The following is a 22,931-nucleotide window of genomic DNA, read 5'->3' on the forward strand; positions in this document are numbered from 1 at the left end:
TGGCAGTGGGCGTGCGGCTGCAGGCTGCGCCCCTCGGCACTTCTTCGCAGCCCGTTGAGCAGGGCCTGGCCCCGGCCGCGGCGACTGCGGCAGCAGGCCCCGGGGCCGCTCAATAAGCATCGGGCACCCCCGCTTATGGGAACCGGGCGGGCCGCTACCGCGCCCAAATTGCGGGCTAAGCCCTACCTTCCGGCCCCATGAAAATCCTTTTAGTTGAAGACGAGCCCTCCGTTGCGGCGTTTTTGCACCAGGGCCTCACCGAGCAGGAGTACACCGTCGACCTGGCTTCCGACGGCCTGCTGGGCCTGCGCCGGGCCCAGTCCACGCGCTACGACTGCCTGATTCTGGACCAGATGCTGCCCGGCCTGAGCGGGCTGGAAGTGTGCCGCCAGGTGCGCGCCCACGACCCCGGCGTGCCCATTCTCATGCTCACGGCCCTGGGCGAAACCGACGACAAAATCCGCGGCCTCGACGCCGGCGCCGACGACTACCTTGTCAAGCCCTTCGCGTTTGAGGAACTGCTGGCCCGGCTGCGGGCCCTGGTGCGCCGCCGCACCGAAGCCCCCGCCCCCAAAGCCGTGCTGCACCTCGCCGACCTCACCCTCGACCCCAGCGCCAAGCGCGTGGAGCGGGCCGGCCAGGCCATTCAGCTCACGGCCCGCGAGTTTTCACTGCTGGAGTACCTGCTGCGCAATCAGGGCCGGGTGGTGTCGCGCGCCGATTTGCTGGAACACGTCTGGGACATGAGCTTCGACACGGGCTCAAACGTCATCGATGTGTACATCAACTTCCTGCGCAAAAAAGTCGACAAAGGCTTCGAGCCCAAGCTCATTCACACGCTGGTGGGCATGGGCTACGTGATGAAAGTAGATTGATTTGCTGATGTGCTGATGTGCTGATGTGCTTTGTGGCCGGGCAAGGGGGGCGTAATCGGAGCATCGGTATCCGAATCAGCACATCAAAAAATCAGCACATCAGCACATCAGCACATCACAAAATCAACCCATCAATCCATGTCCATTCGCCTTCGTCTGGCGCTGCAGTTCGGGCTGATTCTGGCCGTGATACTGCTGCTGTTTGCGCTGAGTGTGTACTTCGCCACGCTGCAGTCGCGGCGCACGCTGTTCACCCAAAGCCTGTTTAAGCGCACGCTGGTGGTGGGGCACGCCTACGCCGAAGGCCAGCGCAACCAGCACGCCGGCAGTCCGCCCGCGCTCTACCGCCGCTACCTGCGCCAGCTCTACCGCACCCTGCCCGACGAGGAAGGCCGCGTGTACGACCAAGCCAACCGGCTGGTGTTTCGGGAAGGGCAGGGGGCGGCCAAGCCGGTGCCCATTGAGTGGCTGGCCGAGGTGCGCCGCAACGGCCGCGCCGTGCTGGAGCCCGAAAAAAACTACCACGAAACCGTGGGCTTGCTCTACCGCGACCCGCGCCTGGGCCCGCTGGTGGTGGTGGCTTCGTCGGTAGACGAAGACAGCCGGCAGCAGCTGGGTGAACTGCGGCGCCTGCTGGTGCTGGGCCTGCTGGCGGCCTTGGTGGTGATGGGCCTGGGGAGCTGGTTTTTTGCGGGCCGGGCCCTGCGGCCGCTCCGGCGCATGGTGCGCGAAGTCGACGGCATCACGGCCACAGACCTGAGCCAGCGCCTGAGCCAGGGCGCCGGCAGCACCGACGAAATAGGCCACCTTACCCAGCGCTTCAACCGCCTGCTCGACCGCCTGCAGGCGGCTTTTGCGGGGCAGCGCACCTTCGTGCGCGACGCCTCGCACGAGCTGCGCACGCCGCTCACGGCCCTCATCGGCGAGCTGGAAGTGGCGCTGCTGCAGGCCGAGCGGCCCCCGGCCGAGTACCGCCGCGTGCTGCAAAGCACCCTCGACTCGGCCCGGCAGCTCAACCAGCTCACCAACGGCCTGCTCTCCATTGCGCGGGCCTCCGACGACCCCTCGCAGGTGCCCATGGCCGAGGTGCGCCTCGACGAGCTGCTGCTGCAGGCCCACGAGCAGCTGCTGCGCCGCCATTCCACCTGCCGCGTCGACCTCAATTTTGGCGAGGGCGAGGACGCGAGTGCCTTTGTGGTGAATGGCAACGAAACATTGCTGCTCTCGGCCGTGCTGAACGTGCTAGACAACGCCTGCAAGTTTTCGGCCGGCACGGGGCGGCCCGTCACGGCCACGCTCACGCGCACGGCCAGCAGCCTGGCCCTGCTCGTGACGGACGAAGGCCCCGGCCTGCCGCCCGCCGACCTGCAGCAGGTGTTCGTGCCGTTCTTCCGGGCGGCTTCGGCCCGCGGGGTGCCGGGGCACGGCATCGGGCTGCCGCTGGCGGCCCGCATCATGGCGCTGCACGGCGGCACGGTGCGCCTCGAAAGCGAGCCCGGCCACGGCACCCACGTGTGGCTGGAATGGCCTCTGCAGCCCGCCAAATGAGGCTTTTAGGCTTTTAATTTCCTTTTAATTTACCTTTAATTTCGTCTTAATAGCGGGCCCTTAACCTTGCGATGGATTCCGGAAAACAGAACGCAGCCGGTGAGTTTGCACCACCGGCTTTTCGTTTTTCAGCCAGCTCTTTCGTTCAGGTCATTCGCTTATGTCACAGGTTGTTTCGTCGCCATCGCGCACGGGTTCCCCCATCGTTGCCCCGAGTCCGGTGGGCGCGCCTCTGCCTTCCAAGGGCCTTTTCGGCACAATAGGACAGGATGCACCGGCTGGCTTGGTGGTGTTTCTGGTGGCGTTGCCGCTGTGTCTGGGCATTTCGCTGGCCTCGGGTGCACCGCTGCTGGCGGGCGTGATTGCAGGCATTGTGGGCGGCGTGCTGGTGAGTTTGCTCAGCGGTTCGGCGGTGAGCGTGAGCGGGCCGGCGGCCGGCCTCACGGTGGTGGTGCTCTCGGCCATTGCCACGCTGGGCTCGTGGCCGGCGGTGCTGGCGGCTACGGCCGTGGCCGGCGTCATTCAGATTGGGTTGGGGCTGGCCCGGGCGGGCATCATCGCGCTCTACTTCCCGGCGGCCGTTATCCGCGGCATGCTGGCGGCCATTGGCATTATCCTCATTCTGAAGCAGCTGCCGCACTTCTTTGGCGCCGATGCCGACTATTTTGAGGACATGAATTTTCTGCAGTTCAACGGCCTGAACACCTTCTCGGCCATTGGCGCGGCCATGCGGGCGCTGAGCCCCGGCTCGGTGCTGGTGGGCGTGGTGTCGCTGCTGATTCTACTGCTCTGGAACACGGAGCCGGTGAAGCGGCAGCCTTGGTCGCGCCTGGTGCCGGGTGCCCTGATTGCGGTGCTGGCGTCGGTCGCCATCAACGGCCTGCTGAAAAAGTTTGCCCCCAATGTGCAGGTGCTGCCCGAGCACCTGGTGAAGCTGCCGGTGCTGTCGTCGCTGGGCCAGCTGGCCGGCGAAATGACTTTCCCGGATTTCAGCGCCCTGCGCAAGCCGGCCACCTACGGCGTGGCCTTCACCATTGCCGTGGTGGCCTCGCTCGAAACGCTGCTCAGCGTGGAGGCCGTCGACAACCTCGACCCCCAGAAACGCCACACCCCCACCAACCGCGAGCTGCTGGCGCAGGGCGCGGGCAACCTGGTGAGCGGCCTGCTGGGCGGCTTGCCGCTCACGGCGGTTATCGTGCGCTCGTCGGCCAACATTGCGGCCGGGGCCCAAACCAAGCTGTCGGCCTTTATCCATGGCCTGCTGCTGCTCACGAGCCTGCTGTTTCTGGGCGCCGTGCTGAATTTGATTCCGCTGTCGGCCCTGGCGGCGGTGCTGCTGCTGGTGGGCTACAAGCTGACGCCGCCGGCTCTCTACCGCAAGCAGTGGAAGCTGGGGCGTGAGCAGTTCGTTCCCTTCATCATCACCATCGTGGCGGTGCTGTTCACCGATTTGCTGAAGGGCGTGAGCATCGGGTTGGCGCTGGGCTTCTTCTTCATTCTGCGCGACAACGCCAAGGCCGGCTCCTACCTGCGTCGCGAGGAAGTGGACGCCGACGACGCCGAAACGCCCGAGGCCCTGCTTCACCTGCGCTTGCCCGAGCACGTGTCCTTCCTCAACAAAGCCAGCATTGTGACCACGCTGGAGCAACTGCCCACCAACAGCCGCGTCATCCTCGACGGCAGCCGTTCCGACGTCATCGACCACGACGTGCTCGAAGCCATTGAAGCCTTCCGCCAGGCCGCTCCCGCCCGTGGCATCGAGCTGGAGCTGCGCGGCATCCGGCAGGTGGCGCTGGGCACGCATTAGGCAGAACGACGTAGGGGCGGGGCTTGCCCCGCCCAATGCCAGGCGGTAATCGTTCAACGAAGGGCGGGGGCAAGCCCCGCCCCTACGTCGTTTTATCTGAACTCCAACGTAAGTGCCATCCTCAGATTCCTCAATCCCTGACCAACGGCCGGACTTGGCTGCGGCGCGTATAGCTTTGCCACCGCCTGGAGCAGATTGTCAACTTACCCTTTTTTTACGCTATGGCTGGAATCAGCAAAATTCTCGAAAACAACAAAAAATGGGTTTCGGACCGCAACGCGAAGGACCCCAACTTCTTTAAAAACCTGGCCAACGGGCAGGCGCCCAAGTACCTGTTTATCGGCTGCTCCGATTCGCGGGTGCCGGCGTCGGGCATCACGGGCACGGGCCCGGGCGAGATGTTTGTGCACCGCAACATTGCCAACCTGGTGGTGCACACCGACATGAACCTGCTAAGCGTGCTGCAATACGCCGTGGAAGTACTGGGCGTGCAGGACATTCTGGTGGTGGGCCACTACGGCTGCGGCGGCGTGGCGGCGGCGGCGGCCAACAAGCAGTATGGGCTGATTGACAACTGGTTGGTGAATATCCGTGACGTTATCCGCACGCACGAAGCCGAGTACTTGCGCATCAAGGATGACACCCAGCGGGCGCGCCGTCTGGTAGAGCTGAACGTGATTGAGCAGGTGCGCAACCTGGCCAAAACCAACATCATCCAGAACGCTATGCGCGGCGACAACCCGCCCCGCCTGCACGGCCTCGTGTACGACATCGCCGACGGCGTGCTGAAAGACCTGAACGTGGACGGCGATGACGTGATAAACGAGATGGAACACATCTACGCCACCGAAGCCCCACCCTCCGAAACCGCTCCGAAGGCCGACAACCAAGCCAACACCTACGACGGGCCCACCGAAAACCCGGCCGAAGAGGTGCCGGGCTTTAAGGCGGCTGCCAAAAAATAAATTTTCCCGGCCCACCCGCCACCCACAAAAAAGCCTGCCGCAACTTGCGGCAGGCTTTTTTGTACCCGTGAAGGCAGTAGCAAAGGCTACTTGGCGGCTTCGATTTCGGCAATTGCTTTGTCGACTTGCTCTTTGGCCAGGGCAGCGTTGGGGCCTTTGGCTTGTTTGTCGGCAATGGCTTTCAGTTGCTCGATGATGGGTTTGTCGGCCCCGTACATCTTGTACTTCACGCCCATGGTCTTGAGGCGGGCGATGCCTTCGGTAATAACGGTGGCATCGTTGATACGGCCAGCCATCGTGCCGATGGATTCCATCATGCCAAACTGACCATTGGGGCGGGCCGCGTCGAACTTGTCGCGGATGTAAGCCCACTCAGCCACCCCGCCGCCTTGGGCATAAGCCTGCATCACGGCCTGGGCAAGGGCGCCGTTGCTTTCTTTTTCCAGCATTTTGGCGCGCGCCAAAGCCTGGGCGGGCTGCACGGCGGCCAGCGACCGGAGCGCGGCCGACTGCACGGCATACGACTGGCTATTAAGCTGCTGGCTGAATAGCTTCTCGTCCTTCTTGTCTTTGAGCTGTGCCAGCGAGCTGAGCACCTGGGCCAGCACCACCGTGTTTTTCTCGGTGGCGGCCAGCTTGCGCAGGGCGGGAGCGGCGGCTTTAGCCACGGCTTTGTCGTCCATTTTCAGGGCTTGCGCGGCCGCGCCGCGAATGGCGTAGAACTTGTCGTTGAGGGCGGCCAGTAGCACGGCGCGCGAGGCGGCGTTGGTGGTTTGGTCCTTCGCGGCAGCGGCTACGGCCTCGCGGCGGTCCACATACAGGGGCGCGTGGCCGTACTGGTAGGCAAACTCAGCGGCCGACTTGTTGTCGGTTTTGTTCCAGAGCAGCTTCTTGCTGGCGTCCACGTTCACCAGGTCGGGCTTGGCCGACAGGGGCATGGTGAAGGTCTGAGTGGCTTCGGTCATCGTCACCGCCTGGTGCATGGCCTTGCCGCCCACGTAGTAATTGATGGTGAACGGCAGCTGGAAGGGCGTACCCGGCTGGGTTTGCTTCACGGTCACGGACTGCACTTTTTTGCCAGCGTCCCAGGCGTAGTCGATGGTCACGACGGGGTGGCCGGGCGAATAGTACCACTGGTTCCAGAACCAGTTCAAATCCTGGCCCGACACGGCCTCGAATGCCAGGCGCATCTGGTGCGCTTCGCCATTGCCGAAAGCATTATCCTTGAGGTATTTCTGCAGGCCGGCGAAAAACACGTCGTCGCCCAGGTAGGTGCGCAGCATGTCCATGATGGCGCCGCCCTTCTGGTAGCTCACCAGGTCGAACACCTCTTCCTGCTGGTCGTAGTGGAAGCGCACCAGCGTTTTGGCGGCGTCGCGCGGCGAGCTCAGGTAGCGGCGCAGGTAGGTGTAGTAGTGGGCGTCGGCGGCGTCGCGGCCGTACTTGTGCTCGGCGTAGAGGCCTTCCGAGAAGTCGGCCATCGTCTCGTTCACGGTGATGTTGCTCCAGCTTTCGGCCGTCACGTAATCGCCAAACCACTGGTGAAACAGCTCGTGCGCAATCACCGATTCGCTCGAGTACTGGCGGTCCAGCAGCTCGCGGTCGGTCATCTGCACCTGCTCGCCGTGCAGGGTGGCGGTGGTGTTTTCCATGGCGCCGCTCACGTAGTCGCGGGCCACAATCTGGCTGTATTTGTTCCACGGGTACTCCACGCCGAGGCGGTTGGAGTAGAACTCCAGCATGTCGGTGGTGTTGCCGAAAATCTGCTTGGCGAAGGGCGCGTACTTGGGCTCGAGGTAGTAGCTCACCTCCTTGCCGCGCCAGGTGTCGGTGGTTTTTTTGAAGTCGCCCACCGCCATCATGAACAGGTAGGGGGCATGCGGCAGGTCCATTTTCCAAGTGTCGGTGCGCAGGCCGGAGCCGGCGGGCGTGCTGCTCACCAGCTTGCCGTTGCTGAGCGTCACGTATTTGGCGGGCACTGTCATCGAGATTTCCTCGGTGGTTTTCTGGTTGGGCCGGTCGATGGTGGGGAACCAGGCAGAGGAGCCTTCGGTCTCGCCCTGCGTCCAGATTTGCACCGGCTTGCCGGCCGTGGCCGAGTCGGGGTTGATGAAATACAGGCCTTTGGCATCGGTGATGGCCGCGCTGCCCTGCACTTTTAGCTCGTCGGGCTTGGCGGTGTAGTCGAGGTAGATGGTGTACTCCTCGCCGGGCTTGAACATGCGCCCCAGGTTGATGCGCAGGTTCATGCCGTCGGCGTAGTTGTACTTCAGCGGCGTTTGCTGGCCGCCGGTCACCAGAGCCACGGCCTTGATGTCCATGCCTTTGGCATCGAGCCGCAGCGAGTCGGTGGGGTAGGCGTGTGGCTTGAGCGTGACCCACTCTTTGCCGTAGAGGTAGCGCTTGGCGTAGTCGAAGCGCACGTCGAGCTTGGTGTGTACCAGGTCGTTAATCTTGGTGGCCGAGGCGCGGTAGGGCGATTCCGGCTTGGCGCCGGGCGCCTGCGCGTGAGCGGCGCTGGTGGCTACGAGGCCGAGCAGGCCCAGCAGGGACAGATGTTTCATTCAGAAAAAGGGGTGAGTGAAAGTGGGAGTTCGCGCGAAGGACCAGGCCGCGGCGCGGCGGTTGCTTCGCGTAGCCACGAAAGTAGCGCGGACGCTGCGAGTCTGCGCCTCCGTGGTAAGAGCGAAGGCGCTTGCTACCGGGACGATGCGGGTTCGCAGCGGCATCGCTACAGTAAGTTTGTGGCCTCATCAACCTCCCGCTCAATGCGACTTATTCGCTACGCCACGCCACTTTTCTGCTCTTTTTTTGCCTTTAACTCCCTCGCCCAGACCGCTCCGGCCGACAGCGCCCGCAGCCTGCGTGAGGTGACGGTGTACGGCTCGCGCCTGAACCAGGTATCGGGCCAGACCGGCCGCTACGTGTCAGTAATTCCGGGCCGCACGCTGAGCCAGTACCCCGTGGCCTCGCTCGACGACCTGCTGCGACTGCTGCCGGCCCTGGAGGTGCAGAGTCGCGGCAACTTCGGCACCCAGGCCGACATCACCCTGCGCGGCTCCACCTTCAACCAGGTCCTGATTCTGCTGGACGGCATGCGACTCAACGACCCGCTCACCGGCCATTTTGCGGGCTACTTCCCCATCACGCCGGCCGAGATTGAGCAGATTGAAGTGGTGCGCGGCCCCGGTGCGGCGCTCTACGGCCCCGACGCCGTGGGCGGCTTCGTCAACATCGTGACCAAGACCTTCGCCGCCACCCACCGCCCCGATGCCATGGAGCTGGGCGGCACTTTCCTAGCCGGCGAGTACGATTTGAAAAGCACCAACGCCGGCTTCTACGGGCAGGAGAAAGGCCTGCGCCTGGCCGGTGGCATTCTCAACAACACGGCCAGCGGCCAGCAACTCAATCTGCCCGGCGGCGGCCGCAACGATTTTAGGCTCAATACCTACTCCCTGTCGGGGGCTTACCAGATTAGCGAAAAGCTGAGCGCCGCCGCCCGCGCCAGCTTCGACCGGCGCGACTACAACGCCCAGAACTTCTATACCACTGCGGCCGGCGACCGCGCCCGCGAAATCACTTCGCGCGATTGGTATCAGGGCCAATTGCGCTACGACTGGAACGCCCGCGCCCGCACCGAGCTGCAGCTGGTGAGCACCGCCAGCACCGATTACTACCAGTACACGCCCGTTTCGGTGGCCAGCAGCCACCTCATGCACTACCTCAACGTGCAGGGCCAGCACCAGCTCACGCTCTCAGATAAAGTGCGTCTGACGCTGGGCGGCCAGGCCGACCGCCGCGCCGTGCGCAGCAACGACCAGGGCCGCCACGCCGTGTGGCACCAAGGCGCATTCGCCGTGGCCGGCCTCACGCCCACCAATCGCCTGAGCCTCACGGCCGCCCTGCGCCTCGACCACGACCAGGCCTACGGCACCGAGGTGGTGCCCCAACTCACCGCCAGCCAGCAGGTGAGCGAGAAGCTGACGGTGCGCGGCGCCGTGGGCCGCGCCATTCGGGCGGCCAATTTTACGGAGCAGTATTACTCGTCCATTCGGCCCGGCACGGTGCCCAGCGGCTTCAATATCGGCAACCCCAACCTGAGCGCCGAGCGCACCTGGAGCTACGAGGGTGGCCTCGATTTCCAGCCCTTGTCGGCCCTGACGCTGCGCGCCACCTATTTCAACCGCTACGGCCGCAACCTGATTGACTACGTGGGCCAGTCGGGCAGCCAGGTAATTGAGACGACAGGCCTCACCAACCTGAACCCCGCCGCTACCTATCGGCTGGCCGAAAACCTGTTTGCCGTGACCACCCGGGGCCTGGAGCTGGAAGCCACCACCCGCGCCCAGCTCACGCCCCAGCTGCGCCTTGACGGCAGCCTGGGCTACACCTATACCCACCTCGACGTGGCCGGCGACGTGGTGTCGCAGTACCTCAGCAACGTGGCTAAACAGCTCATTACCGGCAACGTGAGCCTGACGCACCGGCGTTTTAGCGTGGGCGTGGGGGGAGTCTATAAGCAGCGCGCCGGCCAGCGCACCACCCCCAGCGCCACCGTCAACGACGCGGAGCTGACGCCCAGCTACGTGGTCGTCAACGGGCGCCTGGACGTGGCGCTGCTGCCCGACCGGGTGTGGGTGGTGGGACAGGCCCAGAACCTGTTCAACGCACAGTATTCAGACCTGCTGGGCGCCCAAATGCCCGGCCGCTGGCTGATGGCCGGCGTGCGGCTGGCCCTGCGCAAATAGCGCGCATCTGCCAGCTCAAAAAAAGCGAAAGCCCCCGATTTTGAACAAGTCGGGGGCTTTCGCTGTATCTTTGCCGTATCAATTCTTTCTCCCTGAAGGATTGTTTTTATACAGAGGCGCTGAGAGACAGGCTCTACGACGCGCCGGCAACCGCTTGCAACCGCAGGCAAGGTGCCAATTCCTGACCATATAAAAACAAGTTGCCGTGGAAGCCTCCAATAACCAACCCGCTTTTCTTGCTGCTTTTCGTGCCCGCGCCGCTGCCATGCGTTGCGCCGGCATGGCGTGTTGTTGCTGTTGTTGTCTGGCCTAACCCGCTCCATCTTTTTCATCGCGGGTAGCTAAGCCGAGTCCGGAGCAAGTTGGCTTCGCCGGGCCGCCGTGTGCGGCGTCGGCGGGCGTGTATTCATCGGTTTCCGGTCTTTTTCGGTCCTGGCACAGCACTAGGCGCTGTGTGGCCACTTTATCGTCTCATTTCGGGCTTTGCCAGTTCTCCACCTGCCTTGGGCAGCATGCTCGCTTGCCTACGCTTCAACTCATCTACGCTTCAACTCATTTATTTTCAGATATGTCTGCTGTTCAAAAGCCCATTGGTATCTACTTCGAACACCCCGAATGGTTCAAGCCGCTCTTTGCCGAGCTGGACCGCCGCGGGCTGCCCTACGAGAAAATTGACGCTGCCCACCACCTCTACGACCCCGCCGAAAAGGAAAGCCGCTACAGCCTGGTGGTCAACCGTATGAGCTCGTCGGCTTACCTGCGCGGGCACGGGCAGGGCATTTTTCATACAGCGGGCTACGCAACGCACCTGGAGCGTATTGGCACGCGCATCATCAACGGCTCGGCGGCCACGGCCATCGAGACGAACAAGGCCCGGCAATTGTCACTGTTTGAGTCGCTGGGGCTGAAGTACCCGAAGTCGTTTGTGATTAACCATGCTTCGCGGGCCATTGATGCGGCCAAGGAACTGCGTTTCCCCATCGTGGTGAAGGTGAACATCGGCGGCAGCGGCGCGGGCATCATCCGCTTCGATACGCCTGAAGGCCTGCAGGCCGCCGTCGACAACAACCAGATTGACCTCGGCATCGACCAGACCGCGCTGGTGCAGGAGTACGTGACGCCCCGCGGCGGCAACATCCACCGCGTCGAAACGCTGGACGGCAAGTTTCTCTACGCCATGAAGGTGTACACCACCGGCGAAAGCTTCAACCTGTGCCCGGCCGAAATCTGCCAGATTCCGGAAGAGCAGTCGGCCGAGTTCTGCTTGACCGAAGCGCCTAAGAAAGGCATTCAGGTGGAAGCCTTCACACCGCCGGCGGAGGTGATTGCGGCCGTGGAGCGCATCGTGGCCGCTGCCAAAATTGACGTGGGCGGCATCGAATACCTGATTGACGACCGCACCGGCGACGTGCTGTTCTACGACATCAACGCCCTGTCCAACTTCGTAGCCGACGCCGTGAACGTGGTGGGTTTCGACCCCTATGCCCGCTTCGTGGACTATCTGGAAGCGCAGTTGCCCGCAGCCGTGGCCACCACTGCACGGGCCGAGCTGGCCACCGCTTAAGCTGTTAATCAGAAACTCAAGAACGTCATGCTGAGCGCAGTCGAAGCATCTCTACCGCTTCGTTGCAGCGAAGTCGATACTCACCAGGTAGGGGTGTTTCGACTGCGTTCGACACGACAGTCCATTAACGTTTTATACAATGAAATTTGGATATTGGATGCCCGTTTTCGGGGGCTGGCTGCGCAACGTCGAAGACGAGCAGATGCCCACCGACTGGAGCTACGTGAAGCAGCTGGCGCAGCGAAGTGAAGCCTGGGGCTACGACCTGACGCTGATTGCCGAGTTGTACCTCAATGACATCAAGGGCACCGAAGCGCCGTCGCTGGAAGCGTGGAGCACAGCCTCGGCCCTGGCTGCCGTAACCGAGCAGCTGGAAATAATGGTGGCCGTGCGCCCCACCTTTCACAACCCCGCGCTGCTGGCCAAGCAGGCCGCCAACATCGACCTGATTGCGCCGGGCCGCCTGTCGCTCAATGTGGTGTCGAGTTGGTGGCGCGATGAGGCCACCAAGTACGGCCTGCACTTCGAGCAGCACGACGACCGGTACGCCCGCACCAAGGAGTGGCTCGACGTGGTGACCAACCTGTGGCAGCAGGACCATTTCAGCTACCAGGGCAAGTATTACCAGGTGGCCGACAACATCCTGCAACCCAAGCCCGCCAAAGCCCCGTTCCTGTACGCCGGCGGCGAGTCGGAAGCGGCTAAGGACCTCATTTCGAGCCAGTGCGACGGCTACGTGATGCACGGCGACTCGCCGGAGCAAATCGGGGCCCGCATTGCCGACATGCGCCGCCGCCGCGAACAGAAAGGCCTGCCGCCCATGAAATTCGGCGTGGCCGGCTACGCCATTGTGCGCGAAAACGAGCAGGACGTGAAGAAGGAGCTGGACCGCATTACCAACGTGCAGGCCTCGGCCTCGGGCTACGGCAATTACCAGCAGTGGCTGGCCGGCACGCAGCTGGAGCAGCAGGTGTCGCTGCACGACTACTCGGTATCGAACCGCGGCCTGCGCACCGGCCTCACCGGCACGTCTGCTCAGCTGCAGGACCGCATTGGTGCCTTCGAGCAGGTGGGAGTCGATTTCTTCCTGTTACAGGCCAGCCCGCAGCTGGAGGAGATGGAGCGGTTTTCAGAGTCGGTTATTCAAGTATTGGCGTAGCACTGGCTATTGACCGCAATGCATTTCAACAGGCCGTCATGCTGAGCGAAGTCGAAGCATCTCGCGTGCAGAAGTAATTCAATTGATTGGTTTACTGCCACACATGAGATGCTTCGACTTCGCTCAGCACGTTCTTTTTTCTATGCGCCCTTACCAGCGCATTTCAACAACTACATGTTAAAAAAATCACTCGAGCTGCTGCGGGCTGAAGCGGCCGAAACGGGAGCTAACACTCTTAAACGCAGCCTCAACGGCATCAGCCTCATTGCCATCGGCATCGGCGTAATTATCGGAGCCGGTCTGTTTTCGCTCACGGGCATTGCCGCGGCCAACAACGCCGGGCCAGCCGTGACGCTCTCCTTCGTGGTGGCCGCCGTGGGCTGCGCCTTCTCGGCGCTGTGCTATGCCGAATTTGCGGCGCTGGTGCCCGTTTCGGGCAGCGCCTACACGTATTCGTACGCTACCATGGGCGAGCTGTTTGCCTGGATTATTGGCTGGGATTTGGTGCTCGAATACTCGGTGGGGGCGGCCACGGTGGCCATCAGCTGGTCGCAGTACCTCATCAAGTTTCTGGGAAAGTACGGGCTGCATATTCCGGCCCGGCTGGTGATGTCGCCCTTTGAAAGCGCCAAGCTGGCCGATGGCTCCACCGTGAGCGGCTACGTGAACGTGCCGGCCATGCTCATTGTGCTGGCCATCACGGCCATCGTCACGCGCGGCACCAAAGGCTCGGCCTGGTTCAACGCCCTGGTGGTGGCCCTGAAGGTGGCCGTGGTGCTGGTGTTCATTGCGCTAGGCTGGCAATACATCGACCCGGCCAATTACCAACCCTACATTCCCGCCAATACCGGCACGTTTGGCGAGTTCGGCCTGAGCGGCATTCTGCGCGGGGCGGGCGTCATCTTCTTCGTGTTCATCGGGTTCGACATTGTGGCCACCATGGCCCAGGAAACCAAGAACCCGCAGCGCAACATGCCCATCGGCATCCTCGGCTCGCTGGCGGTGTGCACGGTGCTGTTCGTGCTGTTCGGCCACGTACTCACGGGCCTGGCCAACTACACCGAGTTCAAAAACAGCGCTGCGCCCGTGGCCATTGCCATCGAAAAAACGCCGTACGCCTGGCTGTCGTCGGCTGTGATTCTGGCCATTCTGGTGGGCTACACCTCCGTGATTCTGGTCGATTTGCTGGGGCAGTCGCGGGTGTTCTTCTCGATGTCGAAGGACGGGCTGCTGCCGCCGGTGTTCTCGCGCCTGCACCCCACGTTCAACACGCCTGCGCAGTCAACGCTGCTGCTGGGCACCTTCATCGCGCTGTTTGCGGGCTTCGTGCCCATCTCGGTGGTGGGCGAGATGACGAGCATCGGCACGCTGCTGGCCTTCGTGATGGTTTGCCTCGGGGTAATGATTATGCGCCGCACCAACCCCGACGCGCCGCGCTCCTTCCGCACGCCATGGGTGCCGCTGGTGCCCATTCTGGGCATTGTGGTGTGTCTCGTGATGATGGCCTCGCTGCCCTGGGAAACGTGGCTGCGCCTCATTGTGTGGCTGGCGCTGGGCATGCTCATCTACTTCGGCTACGGCAAGAAGCACAGCAAGCTTCGCCTGGCACAGGGCGACGCGCCAATGCCGGCTAGTGCGTCGTCAGGCCGTTAGCATCCAGTTCGGCATCGTCGCGCACGCGGCTGAGGCTGCCTTCTAGGTCCACTATATCGTCGGCGTCGCCCGCTGGCGCGGCCACCGCTTGCTTGTACACATCAACGGCGCCGTGCGCGTCTAAGACGTGGCGGGCGCGGTTTGCCTCCTCTTCGGTGGCGGCGCTCACGGTCACCACGGCGCTGTCGGCGCGGGCGGCGCTGATGTGGGCCTGGGCATCGGCGTTTTCGTTGCCGGCAAACAGGTCGGTAAAGAAGCGGATAAAACCCGTGCCCAGGGGTTCGGTGGGCGGGTCGGCTTCGGGCGTCAGGTGCGCGGCCCGCAGCGTGTCCTGCGTGGCCAGGTCCAGAGCAGCGCGCTGAAAACCAGCTGTCAGTAATTGTTCGACGGCGTGCTGCGCTTCGGTAGCGGAGCGGAATAAGCCTACAACGGTTCGGGCCATGGGCGGAGGAGTGGGAAAGGAAGCTGCGGGGGCACGCCGAAGGGGCGGGCAGCGCCCGAAATTACGGAGCCTGGGCCGGTGGGTTGCCAGCGGCCCGTTTGGGCCGCTGGCCGCCAAGCGCCGCCGTTAGCGGGGCCATTCACCTGCGCGCCGTGCCTGTTGACCGGTCTGGGATGAGCCATTGAGCCAGCAAAAGGTGCCATTGGCATAAACTACCCGTAGATGAAGACCACGCCTCAACGGTTCGGAATTATTTTTGCCGTCCCGCCTCGGTTTTGCGATGTCGTGGGCCTTTCCGACGGCATTTCACCCTAATTTGAAATAGATGGAAAGCTCCATTTTTCCTGGCCTGATTCCTTCTTACGAGCACCAGCGGCTGGCCGCTCTGCAGCCCTACCACGTGCTGGGAACGCCGGGGCAGGCGCTGTTCAACGATTTTGTGGGCGTCGTGGCCAAGCTTTTCGACATGCCCATTGCGTTGGTGAGCCTCGTGCGCGCCGCCGACGTGGTTTTTATCGGCAACGCGGGCCTGCCCGAAGCGCTGGTGGTGGACCGCGAGGACAGCATGTGCTCCGTGGCCATTCTCAACGACGACATCACCGAATTTCGCGACATCGCCGCCGAGCCCTGCAACTTGGTCAACCCTTACGTGGTGCAGCAGCTGCAGCTGGGCTTCTACGCCGGGCAGGCGTTGCGCGCGCCCGACGGCCTGGCCGTGGGTACTCTATGCGTCATCGACCGGCGGCCCCGTGAGCTTTCCGCGGTGGAGCAGGAACTACTCAAAGAACTCTCGCTGGTGGCCCAGGAGCTGCTGAGTCTGCAAGCCGCGCAGGCCGCCGACCCCGCGCTGGTGCCGGCGCTGCGCGCCCGCATCGACGGGCCGCTGCAGGAGTCGCTCACCCGCCTCAACACCCTGGCCGAGCTGCGCCAGTGGGAAGCGTCGGCCGACACCGAGGAAGCCCGTCGCTACAACGACTCGCGCCTAGAAGAAGCCCGCTACCTGGCCCGGACCTTGTTCCGCGAGCTGCAGGCCGTGCCAAGGCAGTAGGGGCGGCGCCCGGGCCCGGCCGACCACCGACGCCACCGCGGTGGCAAAACGACCTTTTTGCGGTGTATTTTTGTTGATTCCGGACGCCGTCAACCCTTCGGCGCAGCCCTCCAATCAACCCGAATTCCGTGATAGTTTGCATTGCCGAAAAGCCCAGCGTCGCCCGTGAGATTGCCAACGTGCTGGGCGCCACCCGCCGCATGGACGGCTACCTGGAAGGCAACGGCTACCAGGTGACGTGGACCTTCGGCCACTTCTGCCAGCTGAAAGAGCCCGACGACTACCAGCCCGAGTGGAAGCGTTGGAGCCTGCACAACCTGCCCATGATTCCGGACCAGTTCGGCATCAAGCTCATGCGGCGCGACGCGGGCGTGGTCAGCCAGTTCAATACCATCAAGAAGCTGGTGGACGGGGCCACCGAAGTCATTAACTGCGGCGACGCCGGGCAGGAAGGGGAGGTGATTCAGCGCTGGGTGCTGATGGAGGCCAAGTGCCGCAAGCCCGTGAAGCGCCTCTGGATTTCGTCACTGACCGAGGAGGCCATCCGGCAGGGCTTTGCGAACCTGCGCGAGGCTAAGGAGTTCGACAGCCTCTACCAGGCCGGCAAGAGCCGCGCCGTGGGCGACTGGCTGCTGGGCCTGAACGCCACGCGCCTCTTTACCCTCAAATACACCACCTACCAGGACAAGCAGCTGCTGAGCATCGGGCGCGTGCAAACGCCCACGTTGGCCCTGCTGGTGGAGCGCTGGCACGAAATCCAGAACTTCAAGCCGGAGCCGTATTGGGTGCTGAAGACCGAATACCGAGGCACCCTCTTCAGCCACATGGCCGCGCCCGACAAAGCCAAGGACGCCGACGCCGCGCCCGATACCAAGAGCCGCCTGCGCGCCCTGGGTTACTTCGTGACCGAAGAAGAAGCCCGCGAAGCCCTCGAAGCCGTGCGCCCCGCCCCGCTGCGCGTGACCGATGTGGAGATTAAGAAAGGCCGCGAATCCCCGCCGCGCCTCTTCGACCTGACCTCGCTGCAGGTGCAGTGCAACAACCAGCTGGGCCTTTCGGCCGAGGACACGCTGAAAATTGTGCAGGCCCTGTACGAGAAGAAGGCTGTGAGCTACCCGCGCGTCGATACCACCTTCCTGCCCGACGACCAGTACCCGAAAATTCCCGGCATCCTGCGCGGCATTTCGGGCTACGAGGCGCTGACGGCCCCGCTGCTGGCCGCCAAGATTCCGAAAACGCCCAAAGTCTTCAACAACAACAAGGTGACGGACCACCACGCCATCATTCCGACGGGCGCGGCCGGCCCCGGCGGCGGCATGGAAACCAGCGTCTACGACATCATCACGCGCCGCTTTATTGCCGCCTTTTACCCCGACTGCGAGGTGAGCAACACCACCGTGCTGGCCGAAGCCGCTGAGCGCCCCTTCCGCGTGCGCGGTCGCCAGATTCTGAACCCCGGCTGGCGCGTGGTGTACGGCGACCCAACCCAACAGGCCGCTCCTAAACCGGCCCCCGCGCCTGGGGCCGCCGGCGCGGCTGCCGAAGCCGACGATGACGCCGTCTCCACGGTGTTGCCCAACTTCGTGAAGGGCGAAAGCGGCCCGCACGAGCCGCGCCTCGACAGCAAAATGACCCAGCCGCCCAAAGACTACACCGAGGCCACGCTGCTGCGCGGCATGGAAACGGCGGGCCGCAACATCGACGACGAGGAGCTGCGCCAGGCCATGAAGGAAAACGGCATCGGCCGCCCCAGCACCCGCGCTGCCATCATCGAAACGCTGTTCAAGCGCAACTACATCCGGCGCGAAAAGAAGCGCATCGTACCCACGCCCACCGGGGTGGAGCTCATCGGCCTCATCCGCAACCCGACCCTAAAATCGGCGGAGCTCACGGGCCAGTGGGAGCACAAGCTGCGCCAGATTGAGCGCGGTGAGCTGTCGTCGGAAGGCTTTTTGGGCGAATTGTCGGGGCTGGTGAAGGAGATGGTGGCCGAAGTGAAAAACGACGGCCGCGGCCGCATGGTGACCTCGGGCAGCGCCGAGCTGGCGGTGCAGGCCGCCCAGAACGGCGGCGCGGCTGCCAGCAGCAAAGTGCCCGCCGGCATGACCGGCAGCCGCCCCACCAAGGCCGGCGGCCCGGCCACGCTGCCCGGCGCCAACGGCCTGGGCTACTGCCCGGCCTGCAAAACCGGCCACGTGGTGCGCGGCAAAACGGCTTTCGGCTGCGTGCGCTTCCGCGAAGGCTGCACCTTCCGGCTGCCCACCGAAGTGCACGGCAAAAAGCTCAGCGACCCGCAGGTGAAAGCCCTGCTGGCCAAAGGCCGCACGCCGGTGATGAAAGGCTTTGTGGGGGCCGAGGGCCAGAAGTTCGATGCTGCTATCGGGCTCGATACCAGCTTCCAGCCCATGCTGCTGCAAGTGGCCGAAGCCAAGCCCGGCGCCGCGCCCGATTCAGGTCTGATTCCGTGCCCGGTGTGCAAGCTCGGCACCATGCTCAAGGGCAAGGCGGCCTACGGCTGCTCGCGATTCCGCGAAGACTGTCAGTTCCGGGTGGCCTTCGAGTGGGGCGGCAAGCAGCTCACCGAAACCCAGCTCAAGCAGCTGCTGCGCAAGGGCGAAACCAGCGTCATCAAAGGTTTTATTTCCAGCAAAACCGGCAAGAAATACGACGCCGCGCTGAAAGTGGAAGACGGGCGCGTGGTGCCGGTGTTTGGGTAGTCCTCGATGCGAGAACCCGGTCTGCTATATTGGTCTGGTGGCGGCCCTTGAATGGAGCCCATTTGCCTGATGACATCTTCAGATTTCGTTTTTCGCTGGTACCGCGCTGCCGATGAGGCTGCCGTGATGGCGCTATTCCGCAGCAACATTGCTCCGTATTTTCTCGACTCGGAAGCCTCTGACCTTTGCAACTTCTTGCGGCAAGAGCCAGGGGCGTATTTCGTGGCCGAGTGGCGGGCAGGAACTGCGCTGGCAGGCCAGCTGGCAGCGGCCGGCGGCTACGCCCTGAATAATCCCCACGCCGTGCTTACCTGGGGTATGGTAGACCGAAGCCTGCACGGGCAGGGGGTGGGCCGCGCATTCACGCAGTTTCGCATTGCTGCCTGCCGGCAAGCATTTCCGGGCCGGGCCATTGAAATCAATACCTCGCAGCACACAGCGGAATTCTATGAAAAGTTGGGCTTCCGCACCTTAGCTGTAGAGGTCGGCGGTTGGGGACCTGGCCTCGACAATGTGCATATGCTGCTCCCGGCCTGATTCCCGTAGAGTTGTCGAAGGCGCTTACCTCAAGTGGCTAGCTCGGTGCGTAGCGCAGCCTGCACGCGTTGTGCCTGTTGCACGTGCCGCTGCTGATGAACTACCACAAACTCCAAGGCTTCGCCCAAACGCAGCTTCAACAGCCGAAAAAACTCAACGGGCACCACCCGTCGGTTAAGGTCGGCTTTGGCGGCTTGGCCTAGCAGGGCCAGGAGGCGAGCCTGGTGTTGGTCGAATTCGGTGAGTACTTCGTTGCCCAACTGGCTCCCCAACGGGTTCAGGCGCGTAAGGGTGCTGCTTTTTTTGCCGTTGGTGGGCCGCATCATTTCCACCGATTTGCGACCCAGCCACGAGTATCTCACTTCGGTAGTTGACGCGGCACCGGGCTGGGCCAAGGCCTTCGCAAAAGCGGCATTGTAGTAGCGGCTGTACCGGTTCAGGTGCTCCACGCATTCGAGCATGCTCCAACTGGAAGGAGCTACCCGCTGGTTGAGCAGCACGGCATCGAGCGGGGCGAATTCGGTCTGGACCGTATTGCGCATTTCGGTCACAGCGGCTTCGAGAGCAGCGAGGAAAGGGGCAGGTTTCATCAGGGGTGGAGTGCAGAAAAAGGTGATTGAGTGGTGCAAAGTTCTGCCCATCAATCACTGCCAAACCTTGATTGCCGTCAAGATTTACCGCAGCCGGCTCAGGGTCTCGGGCGTCATGCGCAGATAGGAAGCGAGGTATTTGCGCGGGACGAGTTGAAAAATATGGGGGCTCCGCCGTCGCAGGCGGGCCAGCCGTTGCGCCGGCTCGGGCAGCAGCAGGTCAATTTCGTGCTCCATGCGGCCAACCAGTGCCTTTTCAAGCTCCAACCGCCAGAACCGGGCTAGGGCAGGGCTTTGTTCCAGGAAGTCCATAAAGTCTGTTCGCCCAATGGCAAGCAGTTCGCTTTGCCGCAGTGCCTGTATAGCGTATTCGGATGCGGCTCCGGTGGCAAACGATGGAAATGAGCACAGCAGTGAGTTGGCGTGGCCAAATCCCACGCAGGTTTCCTCGCCGGGCGCGGTGGGGAAGTAAATGCGCAGCAGTCCGTGCCGCACAAAGCACAGCCGCTGCTCTGTTTGGCCGGGCTGCACCAAAAAATCACCACGCCGCAATAAAATTGGCTGGTCCCAGCGCCTGGCGAAATTGGCCACTTCTTCAGTGGTTAAACTAGGAATCTGGCTCAGCAGAGCCGTAAGCAGGGAATGAGCAGTAGGAACAGGCATACGACGCAAAGTTCTAATGCGCTGTGACATAATAATGCCGGCGCCCATCCTCGCCCCGGCTGTGCTACCGTAGCCTGCGGCTGCCTTGTGCGGTAAGCGCCCTGCTATTTGGTGCTCATTGGGGCGTTTGCCCTGTACCGCACAATATTCTTCACCATGCCTTTGAAAATGATGCCGTGGAAAGGCAGCACCGAATACCAGTACAGGCGCCCGGCCAGGCCGCGCGGCCGGTAGGCGGCCAGCTGCTCCAGGGCGTTAGTGCCGTCTTCTTGGTCCACGATGCGGAACTGCAGCCAGGCCTCGCCGGGCAGCTTCATCTCGGCGTAGAGCAACAGGCGGCGGCCGGCCTTGTCGGCCACCAGCACGCGCCAGAAGTCGAGCGGGTCGCCGGCCCGCAGGCGCGAGGGCGAGCGGCGGCCGCGGCGCAGGCCCGGGCCACCCACGGCCTTGTCCATCAGCCCCCGAATCTGCCAGAGCCAGTCGGTTTTGTACCAGCCCCGGTCGCCGCCAATGCGCCAGATGTTGTCGAGCACCTCCGCCACCGGCCGGGTGAAAGGCATAAACTGGCGGTCGAAAAACATGCCGTTCTTGGGGATTTGAATGGCGTCCATGTAGTTCTGGCGCATGGTGCCTGAGCTGATGGCGTCGCTCCAGGAGCTCACCACTTCGTTCTGCTCGATGCGCTGAAACGCCAGGGCCAGGGCGGCCCGGTAGCTCATGCACTCGTGCGGAATCACGGCCGCAATGCTCCAGGTGAGGTCGCACACGGTGTCGTTTTTGAGGCTTTCGACTAGGCTTTGGGCCAATGAAAACGTGGTGCTCGTGACCAGGTACAGCCACCACGAGGAAAGCCGCGGCGTGAGCACGGGCACGGTCACTATCCAGCGCCGGTAGCCGCGCTCAGCGGCCAGGCCCAGCAGCATCTCGCGGTACGTCAGCACGTCGGGCCCGCCAATGTCGAAGGCTTGGCCCAAGCAGGCCGGGTTGTCGAGCACGGCCGTGAGGTAAAACATGACGTCGCGAATGCCGATGGGCTGGCAGCGCGAGTTCAGCCAGCGCGGCGTCACCATCACGGGCAGCTTTTCCACCAAGTCCCGAATGATTTCGAACGACGCCGAGCCCGAGCCGATGATGATGCTGGCGCGCAGCACGGTGAGTTGGGCTTTCTCGGCCTTGGCCAGCACCTTCTCCACCGCAAAGCGCGAGCGCAAGTGTACGCTCAGGCCGTGGTCGTTGGTAATGCCCGAAAGGTAAATGACCTGCCGGGCGGCGGTGGTATTGAGGTACTGCGTGAAATGGTGGGCCGACTGCTGCTCCAGTTGAAAGAAGTTCTCGCTGCCGCCGCTCATGGAGTGCACCAGGTAGTAAGCGGCGTCGATGTCGGTGGGCACGTCGGCCAGGGTGTCGGGTTTCAGCAGGTCGCCCTGGGCCACGCTCACGCGGGCCTGCAGGGCCTCGGGCATATTTTCGGGCAGCGAAAAGCGCCGGGCGTCGCGCACCAGGCATACCACGTCGTGGCCCGCGGTGGCCAGCAGCGGCAGCAGGCGCTGGCCAATGTAGCCGGTGGCGCCGGTGAGCAGGATTTTCATAAGGCGAAGGGCAAGCGGAGTGAGATGCAGCAAGCGGGGGCGTCGGCCCAACCAACCGTTCTTTTAGCTGAACGGCAGAAAGGCCAGCTTGTTCGGCCCCCCGGCGGCAACAGGAGCAACCCCTGCATCCTCAGCACTTAATCGGCATCTTTGCGCGCATGAAACACTTCGCCTCATTCCTTGCCACGGCTTTGCTGCTGGCCACGGCCGCCCAGGCCCAGACCAAGCTCACGGCGCCGCCCCTGAGCCCCACCACGCGCATTCACCAAAACTTTTCTACTTCCTACATCGACCTCACGTACTCGCGGCCGTCGCTGCGGGGGCGCACGGCCTTTGGCAGCCTCGTGCCCTTCGGCACGGTGTGGCGCACGGGGGCCAACACCATCACCAAATTGCGCTTTGGCGAGGAAGTGAAAATCAACGGGCAAGCGGTGCCCGCCGGCGCCTACGCCCTGCTCACCATCCCCGACGCCAAGGAATGGACCTTCATCCTGAACCGCGACACGGCCCAGTGGGGCAGCTATGAGTACAAGCCGGCCCTCGACGTGCTGCGCGTGAAAGCCAAGCCCACCAAGCTAGCCGCGCCCGTCGAAACCATGTCATTATCGGTTGAAAACCTTCGCCCCAACGCCGCCGACCTCGTGGTGAGCTGGGACCGCACCCAAGTGGCCTTGCCCCTCACCGCCGACCCCGACCGCATGGTGATGGCCCAGATTGAGCAGGCCATGAAGGGTGAAAAGAAGCCCTACATCACCGCCGCCCAGTATTACTACAACACCGGCAAAGACCTCACGCCCGCCATCGGCTGGGTCGATGAGGCCATCAAGGCCAGCCCCAGCTACTACGGCTACTACTGGAAAGCCAAACTGCTGCAGAAGCAGGGCAAAAGCAAAGAAGCCATCGAAGCCGCCAATAAGTCGTTGGAGCTGGTCAAATCCGACAAAAACGAAGTCTCTAAAGCCGAATACACGCGCCTGAACCAAGAGGTGCTAGCCGCCGCGGGAGCGAAGAAATAGCTTATGCCAA

Annotated in this window: 17 protein-coding genes and 1 riboswitch; of the genes, 12 read left to right on the top strand and 5 right to left on the bottom strand. The window is 63.2% G+C overall.

Going from position 1 to position 22,931, the window contains the following annotated elements; translation table 11 throughout:
* Positions 1–197: 197 nt before the first annotated feature.
* From MUN81_RS09145 to MUN81_RS09160, 4 genes are all read left to right on the top strand, one after another.
* Positions 198–875, top strand: a complete 678-nt coding sequence (locus tag MUN81_RS09145; protein WP_245116994.1) for a response regulator transcription factor — start codon at positions 198–200, stop codon at positions 873–875.
* A 138-nt stretch (positions 876–1,013) separates the two neighbouring features.
* Complete coding sequence (locus tag MUN81_RS09150; RefSeq protein WP_245116995.1) at positions 1,014–2,423, top strand: HAMP domain-containing sensor histidine kinase; 1,410 nt, start codon at positions 1,014–1,016, stop codon at positions 2,421–2,423.
* A gap of 160 nt (positions 2,424–2,583) precedes the next feature.
* Entirely contained in the window at positions 2,584–4,230 is a 1,647-nt protein-coding gene (locus MUN81_RS09155; RefSeq protein WP_245116996.1) for a SulP family inorganic anion transporter, read from the top strand.
* 221 nt (positions 4,231–4,451) lie between these two features.
* Positions 4,452–5,195, top strand: coding sequence for a carbonic anhydrase (locus tag MUN81_RS09160; protein ID WP_245116997.1), 744 nt, complete (start codon positions 4,452–4,454; stop codon positions 5,193–5,195).
* A gap of 86 nt (positions 5,196–5,281) precedes the next feature.
* On the opposite strand, the gene MUN81_RS09165 is transcribed toward MUN81_RS09160, so the two are convergent.
* Positions 5,282–7,759, bottom strand: coding sequence for a M1 family aminopeptidase (locus MUN81_RS09165; protein ID WP_245116998.1), 2,478 nt, complete (start codon positions 7,757–7,759; stop codon positions 5,282–5,284).
* Positions 7,760–7,963: 204 nt separating this feature from the next.
* On the opposite strand from MUN81_RS09165, the gene MUN81_RS09170 reads away from it, so the two are divergent.
* The 4 genes from MUN81_RS09170 to MUN81_RS09185 all read left to right on the top strand — a co-directional run bounded on the left by MUN81_RS09170 (position 7,964) and on the right by MUN81_RS09185 (position 14,319).
* Positions 7,964–9,943 (top strand): TonB-dependent receptor, encoded by a 1,980-nt coding sequence (locus MUN81_RS09170; RefSeq protein ID WP_245116999.1) that lies wholly within the window; start codon positions 7,964–7,966, stop codon positions 9,941–9,943.
* A gap of 103 nt (positions 9,944–10,046) precedes the next feature.
* Positions 10,047–10,139, top strand: a riboswitch (SAM riboswitch).
* 372 nt (positions 10,140–10,511) lie between these two features.
* A complete protein-coding gene (locus MUN81_RS09175) occupies positions 10,512–11,507 on the top strand; it encodes a hypothetical protein (protein ID WP_245117000.1) in 996 nt (331 codons plus the stop codon).
* 139 nt (positions 11,508–11,646) lie between these two features.
* On the top strand, positions 11,647–12,666 hold the full coding sequence (locus tag MUN81_RS09180) for an LLM class flavin-dependent oxidoreductase (protein ID WP_245117001.1): 1,020 nt from the start codon (positions 11,647–11,649) through the stop codon (positions 12,664–12,666).
* Positions 12,667–12,840: 174 nt separating this feature from the next.
* The gene (locus tag MUN81_RS09185) at positions 12,841–14,319 is read left to right on the top strand and encodes an amino acid permease (RefSeq protein WP_245117002.1); all 1,479 of its coding nucleotides are present in this window, start codon (positions 12,841–12,843) and stop codon (positions 14,317–14,319) included.
* Here the strand turns inward: MUN81_RS09185 and MUN81_RS09190 are convergent.
* Positions 14,297–14,761: a hypothetical protein gene (locus tag MUN81_RS09190; RefSeq protein ID WP_245117003.1), complete on the bottom strand. Its 465-nt coding sequence runs from the start codon at positions 14,759–14,761 to the stop codon at positions 14,297–14,299. The two genes, MUN81_RS09185 and MUN81_RS09190, sit on opposite strands and share 23 nt — an antisense overlap.
* A 325-nt stretch (positions 14,762–15,086) precedes the next feature.
* Here MUN81_RS09190 and MUN81_RS09195 point away from each other — a divergent pair, with 325 nt between their 5' ends.
* The 3 genes from MUN81_RS09195 to MUN81_RS09205 all read left to right on the top strand — a co-directional run bounded on the left by MUN81_RS09195 (position 15,087) and on the right by MUN81_RS09205 (position 19,063).
* Positions 15,087–15,809, top strand: coding sequence for a GAF domain-containing protein (locus MUN81_RS09195; protein ID WP_245117004.1), 723 nt, complete (start codon positions 15,087–15,089; stop codon positions 15,807–15,809).
* A 128-nt stretch (positions 15,810–15,937) separates the two neighbouring features.
* Entirely contained in the window at positions 15,938–18,526 is a 2,589-nt protein-coding gene (locus tag MUN81_RS09200; RefSeq protein ID WP_245117005.1) for a type IA DNA topoisomerase, read from the top strand.
* A gap of 69 nt (positions 18,527–18,595) precedes the next feature.
* Complete coding sequence (locus tag MUN81_RS09205) at positions 18,596–19,063, top strand: GNAT family N-acetyltransferase (RefSeq protein ID WP_245117006.1); 468 nt, start codon at positions 18,596–18,598, stop codon at positions 19,061–19,063.
* Between the two features lie 29 nt (positions 19,064–19,092).
* Here the strand turns inward: MUN81_RS09205 and MUN81_RS09210 are convergent, their stop codons facing one another.
* From MUN81_RS09210 to MUN81_RS09220, 3 genes are all read right to left on the bottom strand, one after another.
* Entirely contained in the window at positions 19,093–19,653 is a 561-nt protein-coding gene (locus MUN81_RS09210) for a DinB family protein (protein WP_245117007.1), read from the bottom strand.
* An 84-nt stretch (positions 19,654–19,737) separates the two neighbouring features.
* The gene (locus tag MUN81_RS09215) at positions 19,738–20,316 is read right to left on the bottom strand and encodes a Crp/Fnr family transcriptional regulator (protein WP_245117008.1); all 579 of its coding nucleotides are present in this window, start codon (positions 20,314–20,316) and stop codon (positions 19,738–19,740) included.
* A 104-nt stretch (positions 20,317–20,420) separates the two neighbouring features.
* Positions 20,421–21,905: an SDR family oxidoreductase gene (locus MUN81_RS09220; RefSeq protein WP_245117009.1), complete on the bottom strand. Its 1,485-nt coding sequence runs from the start codon at positions 21,903–21,905 to the stop codon at positions 20,421–20,423.
* 158 nt (positions 21,906–22,063) lie between these two features.
* On the opposite strand from MUN81_RS09220, the gene MUN81_RS09225 reads away from it, so the two are divergent.
* Entirely contained in the window at positions 22,064–22,921 is an 858-nt protein-coding gene (locus MUN81_RS09225) for a DUF2911 domain-containing protein (RefSeq protein WP_245117010.1), read from the top strand.
* Positions 22,922–22,931 lie beyond the last annotated feature (10 nt).

It is taken from the genome of Hymenobacter sp. 5317J-9, from assembly GCF_022921075.1.
In the GTDB taxonomy this organism is placed as follows: domain Bacteria; phylum Bacteroidota; class Bacteroidia; order Cytophagales; family Hymenobacteraceae; genus Hymenobacter.